The organism is Acinetobacter rudis, assembly GCF_000829675.1.
Classification (GTDB): Bacteria; Pseudomonadota; Gammaproteobacteria; order Pseudomonadales; family Moraxellaceae; genus Acinetobacter; species Acinetobacter rudis.
The window spans coordinates 1-20821 of record NZ_BBRX01000001.1; the positions used below are offsets into that span (position 1 = coordinate 1).

Sequence of the window (20821 nt, forward strand, 5' to 3'; positions counted from 1 at the left end):
CTCAGGTGAAAGCAAATCAGGCTCAAGTGGATAGTGCTCGTTTACAGCTTTCTTACAGTAAGATTTATGCACCGATCAGTGGTCGTGTGGGCTTTAAGCAAAAAGATCCGGGTAACTTGGTACAGGCCAATGAAGCGACAGGACTATTGAGCATCATCCAAGTACGCCCAATCTATGTGAAATTTGCTGTAGCACAGACAGCTTTAGATCAAATTCGTCAGCAGCGAAAACAGCAAAACAATCTAGTGGTCACATTATGGGATCGTGATGACAGTAAACAATTGGCTGTCGGTCAAGTCAGTGCATTAGATAACCAAATTGATGTCAGTACAGGAAGTATCCAAATTAAGGCATTGTTTCCTAATCAAGATGATGCATTATTTCCTAATCAATTTGTCAATGTACGTTTAAATACAGAACACATTGCCAATGCTTTAACCCTCTCTAGTGATGCCATTCAACATGGTGCCAAAGGCAGTTATGTTTATATTATTGATGGCGAAAACAAAGCACAGATTAGAACGTTACAGTTAGGCAAAGTTGCTGCTGGCAACACTCAGATCTTGGCGGGTTTGACTGCAAAGGAGCGTGTAGTACTTGAAGGTGTAGACCGTCTAAGTGAAGGTCAAGAAGTGCAAGTGGTTCAGGATGATCGTAAAACCAGTACACAGGTGACTACTGCATCACTATGAATATTTCCGCTTTCTTTATTAAACGTCCCGTTGCTACAGTCTTATTGACTTTAGCACTCCTGTGCAGTGGTTTGCTGGCGTGGCGTTTGTTGCCTGTTGCAGCCCTGCCACAAGTTGATTATCCCATTATTCAGGTTTATACCGCTCAAGCGGGGGCCAACCCTGATACGGTACAGCGCACCATAACTGCACCTTTAGAACGGGAGTTGGGTAAAATCCCAGGTCTGCGACAGTTATCTTCACTAAGTTCAACGGGCAGTTCAGTGCTCACCTTACAATTTGAATTGCAGGCCGATTTAGGTGTGGTAGAGCAAGAGGTACAGTCTGCATTAACCAGTGCACAAAGCCATCTTCCCCGTGATCTGGCTACGCCGCCAATTTATCGTAAGGTCAATCCTGCCGATGCTCCTGTGATGACATTGGCCGTCAGTTCAGAGAGTTTGGACTTGGCCAATATTTATGATTTGGTTGATACTCGGGTTGCACAAAAACTCTCGCAACTCAGTGGTGTAGGCATGGTGAGTCTAGCGGGTGGGCAACGACCTGCTATGCGAGTACAGCTCAATCCTACAGCCCTGGCTGCACATCAACTAGATGCTGAAATTGTGCGTCAGGTAATACAGTCAAGTAATGCTAATCAGCCCAAAGGTAGTTTTGATGGTGAATATCGTAGCACGATGCTTGATGCAAACGATCAGTTACATCGTATAGAAGATTACGAAAATTTAATCTTACGTTGGCAGGGAAATGCTGCAATTCGTTTAAAAGATGTTGCCAAGGTGAGCCAGAGTAGTGAAAACCGTTATATGGCAGCATGGGCTGATGGCAAACCAGCTATTTTGATTCAGATTCAACGACAACCGAGTGCCAATGTTATTCAAGTGGCAGATCAAGTTAAAGCCATTTTACCTGAGTTACAAAAAAATCTACCCGAAAGTGTCAATATTCGGGTGCTAACAGACCGTACTGAAAGTATTCGAAGTTCTGTAAAAGATGTACAAAAAGAATTACTTTTTGCGATTTGTCTTGTCGTGATGGTGACTTTCTTATTCTTAAAAAGCCTAAGTGGCACACTGATCCCCAGTATTGCTGTACCTCTCTCAATTGTGGGTACTTTATTATTGATGTACGCACTGGGTTTCTCGATCAACAACCTGACATTGATGGCATTGACCATTGCCACAGGCTTTGTTGTTGATGATGCAATCGTGATGCTAGAAAATATTTCAAGGCATCGTGAAGCAGGTGAAAGCATGCTTCAAGCTGCGCTCAAAGGTTCCAAAGAAATTGGCTTTACCCTGATTTCTCTGACGGTATCTTTGATCGCCGTGTTGATTCCACTGTTGTTTATGGGAGATGTGGTTGGGCGTTTATTTCATGAATTTGCCTTAACTTTGGCCGCAGCGATTGCCTTGTCATTGCTTGTTTCTCTGACCTTGACCCCGATGATGTGTGCTTATCTACTGAAAAAAACACCTGACCAATTGGCACAGAATAAACATAACGCATGGTCGAAGTGGAACTTAGATCGATTGATTGAACATTACGCTAAAGCACTGCGTTGGATGTTAGCACGTCAAAAGCTCGGTTTATTCTTGATGTTGTCGAGTCTTGTACTTTCAGGTTGTTTATATTATTGGATTCCTAAGGGGTTTTTCCCAGTACAAGACAGTGGTGTGATTCAGGTGATTACCCAAGCACCTGATGATATTTCATTCCAGGCGATGAGTCAGCGACAACAACGTGTTGCTGAACAGATCTTGACTGATCCAGCAGTTGAAAGTTTATCTTCATATATAGGTGTTGATGCGAGTCAAGCTAAACTCAGTAGTGGTCGTATTCTGGTCAATTTAAAAGCGCATGATCGACGTGAGGATATTGCAAGCGTGATGATACGTTTGCAGCAGCAAGCGCAGTCAATCAGTGGCATACAAGTTTGGATGCAGCCACTTCAAGAGCTGACTTTAGAAGATAAGGTCAGTCGCACGCAATATCAACTGAGTTTGACTGCACCGAATCATGAGTTGCTCAACCATTGGTCGAGTCAGGTGGTGGAAGCTTTAAGTCGCCAGTCGGCCTTAGAACAAGTGAGTGCTGAAGGTGCAGGACAAGCATTACAGGCTTATATTGAAGTCAATCGTGATCTGGCTGCCGCAGCGGGATTGAGCTTGGATCAAATAAGTACGGCATTACACAATCTTTATGCACAAAGACAGATTGCTACGCGTTATACCCAAGCCAATCAATATCAAATCGTGCTTGAGTTTGACCCAGCGTTACAGCAGGGGCTGGACAGTCTTAAAGGAATTTATATTCATAATGCTTCTGGTCAAGCGATCTTATTGTCTACTGTCGCAAAAATAAGTGTCGCACCTGCTGCGATTATGCTTCAGCAACAGGATCAATTTCCTGCTCAAACCTTATCGTTTAATTTAGCACCAGGGGTTGCTTTAGATGATGCCTTGAAAGCAATTAAACAGGTAGAGCAACAGCTAGAATTGCCTGCAACTGTACAGCTACATTTACAAGGTGCTGCGGCTGCTTTTGAAAATTCGATGGCACAAATGTTTTGGTTGATCTTAGCTGCGATTATTACCATGTACATCGTATTGGGTGTTTTATACGAAAGCTTCATTCATCCATTGACCATTTTATCAACACTACCATCTGCTGCCATTGGTGCACTTCTGGCTTTGTATTGGGTCGATCATCCGCTGGATATGATTGCATTAATTGGGATCATCTTGTTGATTGGTCTGGTGAAAAAAAACGGCATCATGATGGTGGATTTTGCCTTGGCTGCTCAGCGTACTCAGGGGCTTAGTCCAGAGCAGGCAGTTTATCAAGCAGCATTAATGCGTTTTAGACCTATTTTAATGACAACCTTAGCTGCTTTAGTGGGCGCGATCCCATTGATGTTAGCCACAGGTGCATCTGCTGAGTTGCGTCAACCTTTGGGTCTGGTCATGGTGGGGGGGTTACTGGTGAGTCAAGTCCTTACCTTGTTTACAACGCCTGTGGTTTATCTGTTTTTTGATCGTTACCAACAACAGAGCACACATGCAGAGGCATTGCAGGATGACTCAGGGGCAGCGCTGTGAATTGGGCGAGTATATTTTTAAAACGTCCTGTAGCCAGTACTCTACTTGCTGTAGCAATGTTACTTTTAGGCGCCTTGGGCTACTGGCGCTTGCCCGTTGCTGCTTTACCACAAGTGGATATACCCACGATTGTGGTGAGAGCCAGTTTGCCTGGGGCAAGTCCAGAGAGTATGTCTGCAACAGTGGCTACACCGCTAGAACGCGCTATGCTGGGAGTTTCTGGTGTAAAAGCGATTAACTCATCGAGTAGTCAAGGCTCGACTCAAGTGGTGCTGCACTTTGCTTTGGATACCGATATTCACGTGGCTGCACGTGAGGTGCAAGCTGCGATAAATGTTGCAGTGCCGCAGCTACCTGCTGCTATGCCAAGCCCGCCGCAAGCTTTTAAAGTGAATCCTAGTCAAAGTCCAATTTTTTATTTGGCGTTGAGTTCTCCGCAGCGTTCGGCTGGTGAATTATATCATTTGGCCACAAAACATATTCAGCCGAATTTAGCACAGGTCAGTGGTGTGGGCGCCGTTGAGCTAGATGGTGCATCTATGCCTGCGGTACGTATTGTACTTAACCCGAATGAGTTATTAGCGCGGGGGATCAGTCTTGAACAAGTTCGACTTGCGGTTAGCCGTAGTCATGGTATTGAACCACTTGGCATCGTTGAACAAGGCCAATTGCGTTGGCAGTTGGCGCTGTCAAATGAACTTGAAAAAGCAGCGGACTTTGCTGATCTTATTATTGTCCATCAAGCCCAAGGTGTGGTCAGATTAAAGGATGTTGCGGAGGTACATGATGCCGTAGAAAACCGATATGTAAGTGGTTTTCATAACGGTAAACCCGCAGTGTTGATTAAAATTAATCGTCAACCTAATGCCAATACAGTTAAAACTATTGATCAGATCAAGGCTCAGCTTCCAGAAGTACAGCAGCATTTACCCGCAGATACTCAGTTAACAATCGTGATGGATGGTGCTGAACTGATTCATAAAAGTTTAGTCGATGCAGGTTTTAGTTTGTTGTATTCGATGCTCTTGGTTCTACTGGTGGTGACCTTAATGTTGGGCCGATTAAAAATGGCGTTGGTGCCAAGCCTCATTATGATCATTACGTTGATCGCAAGTTGCGGCCTGATGTATTTGGCTGGTTTTTCTCTCAATAATCTTTCAATCATGGCCTTAGTATTGGGATTGGCTTTGGTGATTGATGATGCCATTGTGGTTTTAGAAAACATTCAACGTTATCGAGAAAGAGGTTATCGTCCTTTTGTCGCTGCACAACTGGGTATTCGGGAAGTAGGCGCAAGTCTGATCAGTATGAATTTGGTCTTGGTACTGATCTTCGTGACTGTTTTATTTATGGGCGGTGTGATTGAGCGTTTATTCCGCGAGTTTTCGATTAGTCTAATTTTTATCGTGCTTTTGTCTTTATTATTATCGTTTATTTTAACACCAGCTTTGGCGATGCGAAGTTTGGACAAGAACGATGTGGTTGCATCAAACACAGTTGCAAAAAAATCAAGATGGACAGTATTGGCTGGTTTAGGTCAACGTATCTTACAACAGTTAAATCAGCTTTATTTAGCCTCATTGGTGTGGTTGTTTCGCCATGCTTATGTGGTGTTTTTACTGTGGGGGGCAAGTATTGCTGCATCTGTTTATCTTTATCAGACTTTGCCAAAAGAGGTTTTGCCTGAACAAGATAGCGGCCGAATTGAAGGCTTTATCCGTGGTGATGATGGTTTTTCATTTCAACTGATGCAGCCCAAAATTGCGACCTTCACCGCGGAGGTGTTAAAAGACCCAGCGGTTGCAGATATTGTGGGCTTATCTGGCGCTTCGATTGGTAATAGTAATGCTTTTTTTATGCTTAAACTTAAACCCAAAGCTGAACGTGAAGGATTAACAACACAGCAAATTGTTGAAAGAATTAAGAAAAATGCTTCATGGCAAGCTGGTGCAGTTTTTTCAGCACGAGTAGAGCAAGATCTGCGCTTAAATAATCCTTTTGGTAATGCTGATGCTCAAGCCTTTACATTACTACTTCAGTCTGATGATGTGGGACTCTTAAAGACTTGGGCACCGCGTGTGTCTGAGGCAATGAAAAAACGCATAGAACTAGAAGACGTTGAGAGTATTGGAGACGAAGGTATACAACATGTACAACTACAGATAGACCGTGAAGCAGCAAAGCGATTAGGGGTTGATCTACAAGCAGTTGCGAGTGTGCTCAATAATGCTTTTGCCCAACGACAAATTTCTACGATTTATCAAGAAACAGGTCAGTTCCAAGTAGTTATGGAGGTTGATCGACGTTTCAGTGAACATCCAGAGACCCTAGCACAGGTCAAGATACCCAATCAAAATGGTGAACATATTGCTTTGACAGATTTTGCGACTTGGAATTATGCAACCAGTAGTGATCGAGTATATCGACGCAATCAATATGCCGCGACAGGTATTGGTTATGTGGTGAAAAGCGATTTCACTCCAGCAGAGGCTGATACTGCGATTCGAGAAACCTTAGCTGAACTAATGCTACCGAATTCGATATTTGTTAGTACAGATCAAGATACTCAGGCACAGAGCCTGCAGTCCAATATTAGTACAGCGATGTTGCTTTTGGTGGTGCTCATCATGATTTATATCTTACTTGGGGTAAGTTACGAAAGTGTACTGCATCCACTCACCATTTTATCGGCGATTCCTGCTGTGGCCTTCGGTGCTTTATTGGTGTTATGGCTGTTTAATTTGTCATTAAGCCTGATTGCACTATTAGGACTCTTTTTGCTGATGGGGATCGTGGTGAAAAATGCCATCCTCATGGTTGATTTTGCACTGCGTGAACAGCGCCAAGGCAAAAGTGCAATTGCTGCTGCTATGGCCGCAGCAAAACAGCGTTTTCGTCCAATTATGATGACCAATACAGCAGCGATCTTGGCTGCTGTTCCTTTGGCTTTGAGTCAAGGTGAAGGGTCCGAGCTACGACAGCCATTAGGGCTTGTCATCGTGTTTGGCATGCTGTTTGGTTTATGTCTTACACTTTATTTAACACCGTTGATTTATGTCTGCTTGGATCGTATGGGTCAGTATTTAAAGCATTGGCTCATTCGGTTTAAACCGCAGCGAGGGAAAAGCATATGACATTTACACAACGATCATCGTTATCTGATAGATCGACCGCATCTTCATGGTTTCAATTACGGCAGCTGCCACTTTGCGCAGTGCTGTTATTGTTAATGGGATGCCAGTCTGATCGCGTGGTTAAACCAGCAAGTTACACCGCACCAAGTTTAACTTTACCTGAGCGTTATAAATATGCTGAGTTAAATTGGGTAGAGACGTCTAAGGTGAGTTCGACTGCCAGTTCATGGTGGCAGTTATATCAAGATCCTGTGCTCAATCAATTACTACAACGTTTAAATCAAGAAAACTTAGATATTCAACAGGCAGCAGCACGCTATCGACAAGCCTATGCCGTACTTGAACGCGCTGATGCCGAAGTATTACCTAAGTTTAATTTGTCAGCTGACAGCAGCCGAAGCGGGGGCCGTCATATTTCGTCGAGTGAACAGCAAAAAACTGCATTGAGTGTAAGTTGGGTACCTGATGTATGGGGGCGGATTGCCAAAGCAACTGAGGGACAACAAGCCAATGTGGCTGCTTCACAAGCAGATTTAGCCGCTGTGCAATTACAGCAACAACTCCTTGCAGTACAAGCCTATTGGGCAATACGCTTACATGATTTACAGTTGGACGTATTGGCGCAAACTCAAGCCAGTTATCGCCGTTCTGAGCAGATTTTACAGCATCAATATCAGGCAGGTGCTTTAGCTAAGGTTGATTTGGTTCAAGCGCAAAGCCAAACTAAACGTGTAGAAATAGCTATTTTGCAGCAAAAGAAATTGCGCGTTCAACAGGAAAATATTTTAGCAGTTTTAATGGGACAAGCCGTAACTGACTTCCATCTGAGCAAACAAGCCCATCGCTGGAAACTACCGCAGATTCCAACACAATTACCGAGCGTATTATTGGGTCAGCGACCTGATATTATTCATGCTGAACGCCAATTGGCTTATGTACATGCAGAGCTTGGTCTTGCTGAAACGGCGTGGTTGCCCGATGTTCGGATTAGCCTTGATCAACAGCTCAATGGTCAGACTTTAAAGCAATTATTTCAATCACCGAACTTACTCTGGTCAGTGGGCGTTGGGGCAGCAATAAAAGTATTCGATGGTAAGCAACGTCAGGCTGAGATTGATCAGGCACAGGCTCGTTATCAGGAAAAGTTGGCTGGGTATAAACACTCAGTGTTAAATGCTTGGAAAGAAGTGGAAGATGTGTTGTACCAATCTGAAAATTTACGTTTACAAGGCATTTCACAACAACAACTTTTGGATTTAGCATTGGCTAATGAACAGATGGTGTTGCAACGATACCGTGCTGGTTTAGTCAGTTATTTAGAAGTTGTTGCTTCTCAGAACAGTCGCCTTGAGGCAGAGCAGGCTTTATTAGAGTTGGATTATGCAAAAGTCAGTCAAAGTGCACAATTAATTGCTGCGCTGGGAGGACAATGGTCTTAGCACAATGATTGTGTAGATAGAGTTGACTAGCAAATAAAGCCCCCAGAACTGGTTTAAAACAGATCTGGGGTTTTTGCTTAAATTTTGAGAGCTGTATCACGTTTAAGCTTCTCGTCAGAATACTGTAAAAAATCTTAAATATTAATGAAATAGCTTCAACCTATTGTGTAGGGTCATTTAGGCTGAACATAAGATTTGTTTATGAAATATTCGATTTTAGCACTCTCAATTATCAGTGTTTTGACTTTGACTGCATGTAATGACAACGATAGCGACCAAAGTTCAAATCAACCTGAGGTGCCAACTGTACCAGGGGAAGGCACAGACAGCGGTGAAGCCGTGCCTGAAGATGAAGTATTACCAAAACCCAAACAATTATTTGCTGAGAACTTTGAAAACCTGACAGCACTGCCGGCAGGATGGAAAGTCATTGAAAATAATCCTGGCACAGTGCAAGTACGTGATGGAAGTTTATATATTGATGGGCGCAATCATAGTACGCAAATGACTACGGTGATGTTGCCAGAACACACTCAGCAATATACTGACTACCGCGTAGATGTAGAGTTTACTTATTTAAATGCAAATAACAGCGGACGTTGGGGCAGTGTCATCTATCGAGCCAATGCTGCACAGGCAAATACAACCCCCAATCCTTATTATCAATTTGCAATTCGCTCTGCTGCAACTGCGAACAATGGTACTGAGTTTGCTTTACGTGAAAATAATCAATGGAACGTAATGGAAGCAGCACCATATACCGAAGATATTGATCCTAAACGTACTTATACTGCAACGGTGATTGTACAAGGCAATCGTGTACGCCAATATTTAAATGGTGCTTTACTGCATGATGTTGAAATGTCGACACAACAGTTACAAGGCGGGATTGGTTTATCTACTGCTGGTTTAGAAATGCGCGTGGATAGCATTAAAGTGACTGAACAATTAGAGAAGTTACCAAGTATCAATAACGCTGCTGTGAACGTTCAAGATTCAGGTACGCAGGCATCTATTGCTCCAACGATTATTCAAACGGTAACGAATAAAACCAATTTATACGCTGATCGTGCTAGTCAGTGGGCATTTACACTCGATGCCGAGCTCAACTTAATTGATCAAAATGGTCAAAAACACAGTCGCTTGCAACAATTCTTGGCAGACACCCAGCGCCGTACGATTCCATTGCTTACCATTAAAGATGAAGCGACACTCAATGCACTCGCAGCGATTGCTGAAACTTCTGATTTAACTGACATCAGTCTAGGTTCTGATAATGAAGAATTATTACGTAAAGCACATGGCCTTGTACCAAGCGCACGTACAGTATTGGACTTGAGCCAATCCAGCCAATGGGGCAGTAGCCGTGAAGATTTACAGGCGATTGTATTTAAAACCAATCGATCTTTTGCACGTATTGTCATTTTACCTGAACACTTGATTAATAAACCGAATGTTGCCTATCTCCAACAGCGTCTATTGACCGTTTGGGGACAGAGCCAAGCCAATAATATGCAAGCAGCCGCACAAGTTTTGGTGGCTGGTCTAAATGGCGTGCTCACCGAACAGAGTCATTTGTACAATACCGTATTAGCTGCCATGCCACACGCCACCTTATTGCGTAAACCGTTGGTTGTCGGGCATCGTGGTGTACCGAGTTTAGAAGATGAAAATACTTTAGAGGGCGCAAAGAAATCAGTAGAGTTAGGTGCCGATGCAGTTGAAAATGATATTTATATCACCAAAGATAACCACTTGGTGATTATGCATGATGCCACAGTTGATCGTACGACGACCAGCAAAGGTTTGATTGAAGAAATGACATTGGCTGAGGTCAAAGCATTAAAGACCAAAGATAAGGGTTATTCAGTACCCACCATGGCTGAGTTTTTCCAAACTTTTAAAAACAATAAAAATGTCGTACATTTCATCGAGATCAAAAGTAGCAATGAAAAAATTGTGCCGCAGTTGAAAAAGGAGATTGAGCAGTACGGGATTCAAGATCAGGTGGTCACGATTTCATTTGATACTGCTCAAATCAAGCGTATGAAGAATATCTTGCCACAGTATTCAACAGGTTTTCTGACTGGCAATGTACCTAAGACTGATAACATCTTAAAAGATGTGAAAAAACTCATGGGGGTAACGCAGAGCTATGCGTCTACCTTTAACCCAAGTTTTGGCAATCTACGACCAGCTTTACTTGAGTCAGCTAAGCATCGTGGTCTGACGTTCTGGCCGTGGACTTATCGTGATGCGGACAGCTTTAAGCGTCATTATGTTGCAGGTGTCAACGGCTTGACTACAGACTATAGTCAATTTGCCAGTAACTATGTGGTCGATCTTAAAACTGCAACAACAGCCAACTTAAAAGTTGGTCAAGCTTTGCGTTTGCCAAGTACATTGACTACGCAAACAGGGCAGCAATTACAAGCAGATGCAAACCAGCTGATTGTATTGTCAGGTCAGCAAGCGAGTCATCGCAATAGCGGTACGATTAGCTATAAAACAGCAGGAACGGCCTATGTCATTCCTGGTTATAAGTACAATATCGATGGTCAATATGCGTATACGATTTTCACTCAACCCGTGAAAGTAACGGTCACAGCTCCTTAACGTATATTTGATCCTTACCAACATCTCGTTTATAAAACGGGATGTTTGGTGCTTTTATCTACGATAAGTAATGCACAGCTTTAAAATGATGAAATAATCATTTAGACGATCGAGTCAATTTTATAAGAAAAATTAAAAGACAACGTCAGATGAGGGGACGATCATCAGAGAATAGATGAAATCGCATGATCAAAATTGAGTATAAATCAAAGAGCGCATGTGTACTCTTGCTTAACGGCTTAAATTTCTTCATCACCCTTCACCATTAAAAATGTCTTGGCCTGCTCGATCAACATTTTGTTAATTCGTTATCTTTTTTCTGGTTTTGCTTAATTTTCTTATGTATATTTTGAAATACATCACAGTAGTACACTGATTTACTGCTGTTTGTGGACTTTAAGAAGATTTATATAGAGTGGTTTAAAATTCAAAAACATGATTTTCAATAGTAAAATTTCAATTTTAGCACTCTCTTTGACAACACTTTGGGGTTTAAGTGGATGTCATGAAAGCAATGCAAAAAAACCAGCACTTGCACTACCTAATCACGTTGCAGCTTTGGCCGAGACACATATTGAGAAAAAACAGTATGTTTCTGATCAGCCTGTGGTTAGTGTACAAAATGAAAGTATGCCTGTTGCGTTGGCACCAAGTATTGTACAGGTCGTGACAGCAAAAACTGATTTAACAAGCAATGCTGCGAATCAATGGGCATTTTCCTTAGATGCGAAGTTAAACCTGCTGGATCAACAAGGTAAAAAACATGGAACTTTACAGCAGTTTTTAACTGATCCTACACGGCGAACTATTCCATTATTAACGATTAAAAATGAAGAAACACTCAAATCTTTAGTGGCGATCGCCAATGACATTGATCTATCTGATATTAGTCTAAGATCGAGTGATGAGCAGTTACTGCGTAAGATTCATGTCATGTTGCCAAACAGTCGCACTGTATTAGATCTGAGTCAGACCAAGAAACTTGGTGCTGAGCGTCAGGACTTGGCCAATATCTTACATCGAACCAATGCAGCGTATGCTCGTATAGTTATTTTACCCTCATATTTGATTAATAAAGAAAATGTTGCTTTTTTACAGCAGCGCTTACTGAGCGTTTGGGGCGAAAGTCATGCAGGTGGTTTTGCCTTTGCAGCTAAGATTTTAACGGCAGGACTTAATGCAGTGATCACCACTGACAGTGCGCCATATATAGATATATTAGCTGCAATGCCCAATCCAACGTTATTGCGTAAACCTTTATTGATTGGTCATCGAGGTGTTCCAAGTTTAGAAGATGAAAATACTTTAGAAAGTGCAAAAAAAGCAGTTGCTTTAGGTGCCGATATTGTAGAGAACGATATTTATATCACCAAAGATAATCACTTGGTGATTATGCATGATCCAACGGTGGATCGTACAACCAATGGTAAGGGCTTTATTGAACAAATGACCTTGGCTGAGGTGAAAAAACTTTCGACCCATCGCGGCCATCAAGTGCCGACTTTAGCTGAATATTTCCAAACGTTTAAAGACAATAAGCGCATGGTGCACTTTGTTGAAATTAAAAGTGGTAATCCAAACCTAATCACTGAACTTAAAAAAGAGATTGAACAATATTCGATTGAAGATCAGGTTGTGGCTATTTCTTTTAACGTGGCGCAAATAAAACGAATGAAACATCAATTGCCTGGATATACCACTGGTTATTTAACGGGTCATGTGCCTAAAAGTAATGATGTACATACAGATGTGAAAAACTTGATGGAAGTGACACAGCGCCATGCATCTACCTTTAACTCAAGTTATGGCAATATTACGCCGGCCTTACTTGATGTGGCCAAACATCGAGGAATTACTTTTTGGCCTTGGACTTTCCGCGATGAAAAAATCTTTAAAAACTACTACATAACGGGTATTAATGGATTAACAACCGACTATAGTCAGTTTGCATCGAAATATGTCGTTGATATCGCTGCAACTGACGTGAATGAGCGCAAAATACATGTTGGTGAGCCGCTACAGTTTCAACTGCAGTTGACTCAACAAAATGGTGAAACATTACTTGCTGAAGCGAATCAACTGATTTTACTTTCAAGTCAGCAGGCGATTTATCGTGATGCAGATCATATCCGTTATATTGGTCCAGGCACAGCTTATGTTATGCCAGGGTATCGTTATAGTATAGATGGTAGTCATAGTTATACTATTTTTACAGCACCAATTAAGGTCACTGTAAGTGAACCACCGACTGAGGAATTATTGCAAGCAGCCTCTGAAGGCGTACAGTAAAAACTCCCGCTTGGTAAAAAAAGCATAGGTATCTATACATCGTCGTGTGGATACCTATGATATTCATGTTAATTAAGTTTTTTATTGATCATAGTATTTTTCGTATTTATTGAATTTTAATTATTGCTGTATCGAGAGATAAGTTTGAGTTGCTACAGCTTAGGTTTTTGCTTTAGTGGCGATCCAACACAGTAAAGCACCTAAACAGACCATCAGAGCACCTTGCCAAAAACTTAAACCTAAAGATGTATTTAAAATAAAAACTGAAGCGACAGCTGAAAGCACGGGTACAAAGTATGATGCTGCCGCTAACAAGGTTACATTTCCATGCATAATACCAATATTCCAAGCACCATAACCCATACTCATTGCAAATGCTGCTGCGATTAAATAGAGCACTGAGTTAAGCTCGAAGTGTAAAGAAAAATCACCAGCAAAATACCACTTCACCCAAAGCACAATCGAGACCAAGATAAAAAATAAAGTCACCCCATTTTTGCCTTCCGCGCTACGAGCAGTGATCGTACAATAACCAGCCCACAGCAATACCCCCAATAAAGCCAAAAGATAACTTAATGGATTATCTTGAATGTTGAGTAATATACTTTGTAGGTTAAAACCTTGGTCTCCTGCCAATACCCAACAAATTCCGATGAGAGACAAGGCAAGACCTGGTGCAATCAGCCAGTTGACTTTTTGTCGATTAAATAACACAGAAAAAATTATGGTGACGGTTGGCCATAGATAATTCACCATACCAACTTCTATCGCTTGTCGATTGGTCTTTGTATAACCAATAGAGAGTGCAAGACAGATTTCATAACTTACAAATAAAATACTACCCCATACCAGATATTTGATCGGGAAAGATTTGATGGATGTCCAGCCAAATGAGCAGAGTAGAAAAATTGAGGCTAGGCTATAGATTAATGCTGCCCCAGCGACAGGGCCGAAATATTGACTTAATTCCTTAATTAAAGCGACGATCAAACTCCATAACACAATGGCAGTTAAACCGATCCAAGTTGCTTTATTTGTGCTGATTACACCCATGTAATTTGTTCATTATTAAGATTCAATCGCTATAGTAGGTAAATTTAAGCAAAATTAAAAATAACATAATCAAGAAAGTGCAAAAAAGTAGCAGCGTGACACGCATGCTACTTAGATCAAATGGGTTTATTGACTTTTGATTTTTGATGCCAAAAGTAAGGCCAGTACAGGGGTAACTGCAAAAATCGCAAATAGATAAAATGCTGCAGTACGTGCACCTTCAACACCCCCAGGTGATGTTAGACCCGCAATATTCGTGACTATACCCGCAAGTGCTGCTGCGAGTGCTGTTGCGTAGAGTTGAATTGTAGTGATAGATGATGAAGCTAAGGTTTCTTCACCAGATTTTGCAGCTGAAAAAACACGGGTGAGAATATGTGGCCATGCTAAACCAATGCCAAAGCCCACTGCAGCTAAAATAATGCAATATACCAAGATCCCCAATCCATTATCACTCCAGCTTGAGCGAGGACTGAGGATGGCTAAGCAAATTAATGCAACCAGTATGATAAGTGGGCTAAAGCGAACAAATTTATCAATGGTTTTATTACTGCGACCTGCACTAAATATTGCCGCTAAGGTCCAACCACCTGCCATCATGGCTGTCATATAACCTGCGCTTAACGGAGAAAAACCATGAATAATTTGTAGGAAATAGGGAACATAGATTTCGGTGGTGAGTGCAGCAACTAATAAACACATCAGCGCATATAACACACCCAGTTGAGTAGAAAGCGAATATGCACCTGTAGGAAGTAGTTTATGTTCGGCCTTACTATCAATTTTTGCGATGAGAACTGCGAAGACCAATCCTGCCACCATACCTAATATATTCAGTTCTAGTTTTGGCGATAGACTTCCGACTGAAATGGACAATACAGAGAGCACCAAAAGCGTAATGGATACAATGGGGATCTGTTGTGCCGTATTTGATTTTTCAGTAGTTTGTTTGAATTGAGCGTTGACGATAAGGGCTAAAATTAAGCTGACAGGTAATAAGATCCAAAATGCTAAACGCCAGTCTCCCATTTGAGCAAAAATACCACCAATGGCAGGACCAATTAAAGTTGCGATCCCCCACATTGCTGAAACGAGAGCCATTGCACGTGCCCAAAGGTTTTCAGTAAAAACAATACGAATCAGTGCATAACTTAAGGCAAATAATATTCCTCCACCAAAACCTTGTACTACCCGACCAATGAGTAAAAATGGCATGGACTCTGCCAGCGCACATAGGGTAGAACCAATAGAAAATACCAATAAAGCAATGAGATAAGCACTTTTAGGTTGAGTGCTTTGCAGCAATTTTGTTGCGAGTGCTGAGCCTACGATGGAAGCAATCACAAAGAGAGTGGTATTCCATGCATAAAATTGTAAACCACCAATTTCATCAATGATGGTCGGTAATATGGTGGTGACCACATAAATATTAATAGCATGAAGTGCAACACCACCTGCCAGTGCTAAAGACTTGAGTCCATTTGGACCACTAAGCAAGTCTCCCCATGAGGGTTGTACGGCTGACTCCTGTTTCATCTTGGCTCCTATGATCAAACATTCCATTGATTGATGGAATGATAGTGCTGTGCTATATTTTAGGCAACCCATATTTTGTTAATGTGTACATCAATACAAATGAATAAGACGCTTGAATTAAATCATCTTGCCGATATCGCGAAAGCGATTGGACATCCACATCGTCTCGCTTTACTACAACAATTATTTATTCGGGAATATTCGGTTGAAGAGTTATCGGAGCTAACAGAGTTATCCATTACCAATACTTCACAGCATTTACAACATCTGAAAAAGGTGGGTTTAGTTCTTACACGACGTCAAGGTAAAAATATTATTTATCGTATTGGAGATGGGCCAATAGCAAATATTTTGGCGGAGTTACGCAATTTTTTATCTTTTCAAAATAATGAAATCAAGACATTGATCTACAACGGTATTCATTACCCAAAACAACTAGAAGGCGTTTCGATTGCTGAATTGATTGAGAAACTCGAAGACGGTGCTTATTTATTAGATGTACGCTCTAAAGAAGATTACCAAGCAGGACATATTCCCGGTGCTGTAAATATTCCTTGTGAAGAGTTAAATGCACATTTAGCTGAACTACCTAAATCAACGCAAATTATTACTTATTGTGGTGGTCGTTTTTGTGTCTTATCGATTAATGCGGTGGCTTTATTGAAGCAATATGGCTTTGAAGTTTGCCGTGTTCCTGATGGTTTTCCGGGATGGCAAGCTGCTGGATTATCCATTTCATCTTAGGGTTTGAGCAGGCATCCTTGCCAGTGCTAGATATTAAGGTGTAACTTTGCATGCGCTCATTGTGTTATTCCAATTGTTTAATCAGTACAACCAATTGATTGAGCGCTTCTCTTAACTGGTCATTGAGTTCAAACGAACAGTTAATTCGAATGTGATGCTGTTGATCCTCTAGGGTATTAAACAAGATACTGGGTGCAATACCGATGTTTTGTTGAATTAATCCCTCATAAATACTCAAACTATTGATCTGTACAGGAAGCTCAATCCATAGGAAATAACCCGAAGGGTAGTAATGAATCTTACAGCTTGTTGGAAGTTGAGTTTTGAGGTATTGGTAAAACTGTTTTTTATAGCGTTGTAGTGCGCTACGTAACGTTTTTAAATGCTTTTCATAATGACGATGACTTAAATATTCTGTAAGGGCATTTTGAATAAATGAGTTAACCGATAAGGTGCTCATCAACTGTAAATGTTGAATTGATTCGGAGAACTTTCCTGCATGCACCCAACCGATACGAAAACCTGCACCTAAAGTTTTAGAAAAGGAAGAACAGTGTAGTACGAGGTTCTGTTGATCAAAATACTTCATCGGTAAAGGTTTTTTGGAGCCGTAGTAGAGCTCTTCATAGACATCATCCTCAATCAGTTGAATTTGATAGTCGTGAAGTAGTTTGGCTAATCTATATTTATTTTCATCACTTACAGTATAGCCAATCGGATTTTGGCTATTAAGCATGAGTAAACAGACCTTAATCGGGTAGTTTTGCACTGCTTGTTCAAAAGCCTCAAGGTCAATACCATCTTCAGGGTGTTCAGGGATACTGATGACCTTGAGACCCAGACGTTCCGCGGCTTGCCAAGCCCCATAAAATATAGTGGCCTGTAGCAATATATAATCGCCTGGTTGAGTAAGTGCTTGCAGCGAGAGATTCAGTGCGTCTAATCCGCCAGAGGTAATGACTATATCGGACGGGTCCGTTTGTATGCCTTGCATACAGTAACGCTGTGCGATCCACTGTCTGAGTGCAAAATGTCCGGGAGGTAAACTCGGTGTTTGATCATAACTGCGTTTTTGTCGTGCCAGTTGCCCCATGGTTTGAATCAATTTAGGTGAATAAAGCAACTGACTGTCAGGAAAAGCTGAACCGAAAGGAATGATTTGATCAGATTGTGTCGATTTCAAATATTTAAAAACAATTGAGTTAATTTCAATATGATCATTGATGGTTAAGTCGAGTGGATCGGCTGCAGAAGCTTTAGGGCCTGCAACAAAATAACCTGATTTTTCTTTGGAATAGATGAGCCCTTGAGCTTCAAGTGACTGATAGGCGTTCATTACCGTGATCAGGCTAAATCCAGATTGATTGGCTTGTTGACGTAAAGAAGGCAATTTTTCGTGAAATTTCCAAGTGCCATTTTGAATCAGTCGTTTTAAGCTATTGGCCAATTGTTCAGATTTATACATAGAAAATCCACGATCAAATAAATAAAACCTATAGGTCAAATACCTATAGGTCAAGAAGCTGAGTAAAGATTAAAGGTTAATATGCAAAGTACAGCATGATTTTAAATAATCCAGCAATAATCGCTAAACCAACAAAACCGACGATCCATAATAAAACAAACCACTGCATGGAACTCAAATTAAACTGTCGTTTGTGCAACATAGCATCTCCAATTTATTTCATTCATTGCTTGATCTAGAGCAGTAATAAATCTACCACTCTAGATTTAATCGGGTTTAGATCAGTGATAACCACTATCACCAACACGAACTTTATCTCTAAATACCCAGTAACCCATAATGGTATAAGCAATAATAATCGGGATAAAAATTACTGCACCAACGAGGGTAAATTTTAAACTAGATTCTGGTGATGCAGCTTGCCAAATAGTCACTGACGGGGGAATAATCATTGGCCATAAGCTAATCACGAAACCTGTAAATGCTAAGAATACTAAGGCAAGTGTATACAAAAAAGGCTGCACTTCGAGGCGTTTTTTACATGCCGATAGAATCAATGCAACGCAGATTAAAACCAATACGGGTACTGGGCTAAAGTAATACAAGTTTGGCAAACTAAACCAACGCTGCGCAATCTCAGGATGGGTAAATGGAGTATATAAACTCACACCTGCAAAGATAATCAGTAACAGTAGGATTAATTTTGGCATGAGCTGATACATACGTTGTTGCAGCCCAGTTTCAGTTTTTAAAATCAACCAGCCACAACCTAAAGCTGCATACATCACCACCACGCCCAAACCAGTAAATAGACTAAATGGCGTTAACCAGTCAAGTGTGCCGCCACTGTAGATTCCATTTGTAGTTTCAATGCCTTGGATATATGCACCCAGAATCACACCTTGCAAAAAACTCGATACCACAGAACCCCAGATAAAAGCGTGATCCCAAAGATACTTGCTGCGATTCGCTTTAAAACGAAACTCGAAGGCCACACCACGAAAGATCAGCGCAACCACCATGAGCATAATCGGCATATATAATGCAGAAAGCACAGTTGCATAGACCAATGGGAAGGCGGCATATAATCCAGCACCACCAAGCACCATCCAAGTTTCATTACCATCCCAAACAGGAGCAACTGTATTCATCATGACATCACGTTGTTGTTGCTTTTTAATGAATGGAAATAAAATCCCAATCCCTAAGTCAAAACCATCTAAGATGACATAAATCAGTACGCCAAGGCCAATAATACCGACCCAAACCAAAGCTAAATCAATCATGCGGGTTCTCCTTGTGCTGTTTTTGTGTCGGCTTGGTCGTTTCAACATCTTCATGTTCAATAGATTCATCGACAGCACTTAATGGACGACGTGCAGTTTTAAAGCGGTCTGGTAGATCGGTTGCGGGTTCTTGTAAAAATACAGGGCCTGTATGCATGATCTTAAACATATAGTAGATACCCGTACCAAATACTACGGTATACACCAAGACAAAGATAATCAGACTAATTCCAACTTGATCAGCACTTACACTATGCGATAAACCTTCATTGGTTCTTAAGACACCATAGACTAACCACGGTTGACGTCCAACCTCAGTCGTGACCCAACCAGCCAATAGTGCAATATATCCACTCGGCCCCATAATGATCGCAAAGCGGTGGAACCATGAACTGTCATATAAATGGCCCGTCTTTCTCAGCCATAGGGCAAGTAAAGACATACACAGCATAAGTACACCTAGACCAACCATGACTCTGAAACTCCAGAATACAATCGGAACATTAGGACGATCAGCAGCAGGAAAGTCTTTTAATCCAGTCACTTTTCTTTCAAGGCTATGGGTTAAAACGATACTGCCTACATTTGGAATACCGACTTCAAAATTATTGCGTTCGTTTTCCATGTCTGGTAAAGCGAATAATAATAGGGGCATACCATGATCATGATTGGTTTCCCAATGACCTTCGATCGCAGCAAGTTTTGCAGGCTGATGTTTTAGAGTATTTAAACCGTGTAAATCACCGAGCACCACTTGTAAAGTAGAGGTGGCGAGAACCATCCATAAACCTAGTGAAAAGGATTTTTTCACTAATTCATCGCGGCGTCCTTTAAATAAGTGCCAAGCTGCAGTTGCAACGACCAACAGTGATGACACCAAGAAGGCAGCAGTTGCCATATGGGCAAAGCGATAGGCAAAAGATGGGTTAAAGACAATTGCCCACCAGTCTGTTGGGACGATTAAACCATCTACGATGCTAAAGCCTTGAGGGGTCTGCATCCAGCTGTTGGAAGACAAAATCCAAAACATGGAAATACATGTCCCCACTGCAACCATCAGTGTGGCAAAAAAGTGTGCCTTAGGGCTTACTCGGCCCCATCCAAAAAGCATAATGCCAAGAAAACCTGCTTCTAAGAAAAATGCGCTCAATACCTCATAGGTGAGTAAAGGCCCTGTTATACTCCCTGCAATTCGGGAAAACTCACTCCAGTTTGTTCCAAACTGATAGCTCATAACAACGCCTGAAACAACACCCATACCAAATGCAATGGCAAAGATTTTGATCCAGTATTTAAAAAGATCGCGATAGACTGGATTTTGTGTACGTAACCATTTCCATTCTAAAAGCGCAAGAAAACATGCCAAACCAATTGAGGTGGCAGGGAAGATAATATGAAAAGAAACTGTAAAAGCGAATTGAATACGTGCCAATTCTAAGGCGGTTAAACCCAAACTCATGTGCAAC

The 20821-nt window shown here is 41.5% G+C and carries 13 protein-coding genes; 7 read left to right on the plus strand and 6 right to left on the minus strand.

What is annotated here, in order from left to right; translation table 11 throughout:
- The 6 genes from Aru01_RS00005 to Aru01_RS00030 all read left to right on the plus strand — a co-directional run.
- The coding region (locus Aru01_RS00005) for an efflux RND transporter periplasmic adaptor subunit (protein WP_042111022.1) at positions 1-692 on the plus strand (692 nt) is incomplete at its 5' end.
- Entirely contained in the window at positions 689-3793 is a 3105-nt protein-coding gene (locus Aru01_RS00010) for an efflux RND transporter permease subunit (protein WP_016656032.1), read from the plus strand. The genes Aru01_RS00005 and Aru01_RS00010, both read left to right, overlap by 4 nt.
- Positions 3790-6927, plus strand: a complete 3138-nt coding sequence (locus Aru01_RS00015) for an efflux RND transporter permease subunit (protein ID WP_016656033.1) — start codon at positions 3790-3792, stop codon at positions 6925-6927. The genes Aru01_RS00010 and Aru01_RS00015 overlap by 4 nt, the downstream gene beginning before the upstream one ends.
- Positions 6924-8366 (plus strand): efflux transporter outer membrane subunit, encoded by a 1443-nt coding sequence (locus tag Aru01_RS00020; RefSeq protein ID WP_016656034.1) that lies wholly within the window; start codon positions 6924-6926, stop codon positions 8364-8366. Before Aru01_RS00015 ends, Aru01_RS00020 begins: the two co-directional genes overlap by 4 nt.
- Positions 8367-8567: 201 nt before the next feature.
- Entirely contained in the window at positions 8568-10982 is a 2415-nt protein-coding gene (locus tag Aru01_RS00025; RefSeq protein WP_016656035.1) for a glycerophosphodiester phosphodiesterase family protein, read from the plus strand.
- 474 nt (positions 10983-11456) lie between these two features.
- Entirely contained in the window at positions 11457-13271 is a 1815-nt protein-coding gene (locus Aru01_RS00030; protein WP_162183591.1) for a glycerophosphodiester phosphodiesterase, read from the plus strand.
- A gap of 159 nt (positions 13272-13430) precedes the next feature.
- On the opposite strand, the gene yddG is transcribed toward Aru01_RS00030, so the two are convergent.
- Entirely contained in the window at positions 13431-14315 is an 885-nt protein-coding gene (yddG, locus tag Aru01_RS00035; RefSeq protein WP_040331259.1) for an aromatic amino acid DMT transporter YddG, read from the minus strand.
- Between the two features lie 135 nt (positions 14316-14450).
- The gene (locus tag Aru01_RS00040) at positions 14451-15860 is read right to left on the minus strand and encodes an MFS transporter (RefSeq protein WP_016656038.1); all 1410 of its coding nucleotides are present in this window, start codon (positions 15858-15860) and stop codon (positions 14451-14453) included.
- A gap of 99 nt (positions 15861-15959) precedes the next feature.
- On the opposite strand from Aru01_RS00040, the gene Aru01_RS00045 reads away from it, so the two are divergent.
- Complete coding sequence (locus Aru01_RS00045) at positions 15960-16604, plus strand: ArsR/SmtB family transcription factor (RefSeq protein WP_016656039.1); 645 nt, start codon at positions 15960-15962, stop codon at positions 16602-16604.
- 64 nt (positions 16605-16668) lie between these two features.
- Here Aru01_RS00045 and Aru01_RS00050 read toward each other — a convergent pair whose 3' ends face one another.
- The 4 genes from Aru01_RS00050 to Aru01_RS00065 all read right to left on the minus strand — a co-directional run bounded on the left by Aru01_RS00050 (position 16669) and on the right by Aru01_RS00065 (position 20814).
- On the minus strand, positions 16669-18069 hold the full coding sequence (locus Aru01_RS00050; RefSeq protein WP_016656040.1) for an aminotransferase-like domain-containing protein: 1401 nt from the start codon (positions 18067-18069) through the stop codon (positions 16669-16671).
- A gap of 76 nt (positions 18070-18145) precedes the next feature.
- Complete coding sequence (locus Aru01_RS00055) at positions 18146-18268, minus strand: DUF2474 domain-containing protein (protein ID WP_370736874.1); 123 nt, start codon at positions 18266-18268, stop codon at positions 18146-18148.
- An 82-nt stretch (positions 18269-18350) separates the two neighbouring features.
- Positions 18351-19355, minus strand: a complete 1005-nt coding sequence (cydB, locus tag Aru01_RS00060) for a cytochrome d ubiquinol oxidase subunit II (protein ID WP_016656042.1) — start codon at positions 19353-19355, stop codon at positions 18351-18353.
- On the minus strand, positions 19348-20814 hold the full coding sequence (locus Aru01_RS00065) for a cytochrome ubiquinol oxidase subunit I (RefSeq protein ID WP_016656043.1): 1467 nt from the start codon (positions 20812-20814) through the stop codon (positions 19348-19350). The genes cydB and Aru01_RS00065 overlap by 8 nt, the downstream gene beginning before the upstream one ends.
- Positions 20815-20821 lie beyond the last annotated feature (7 nt).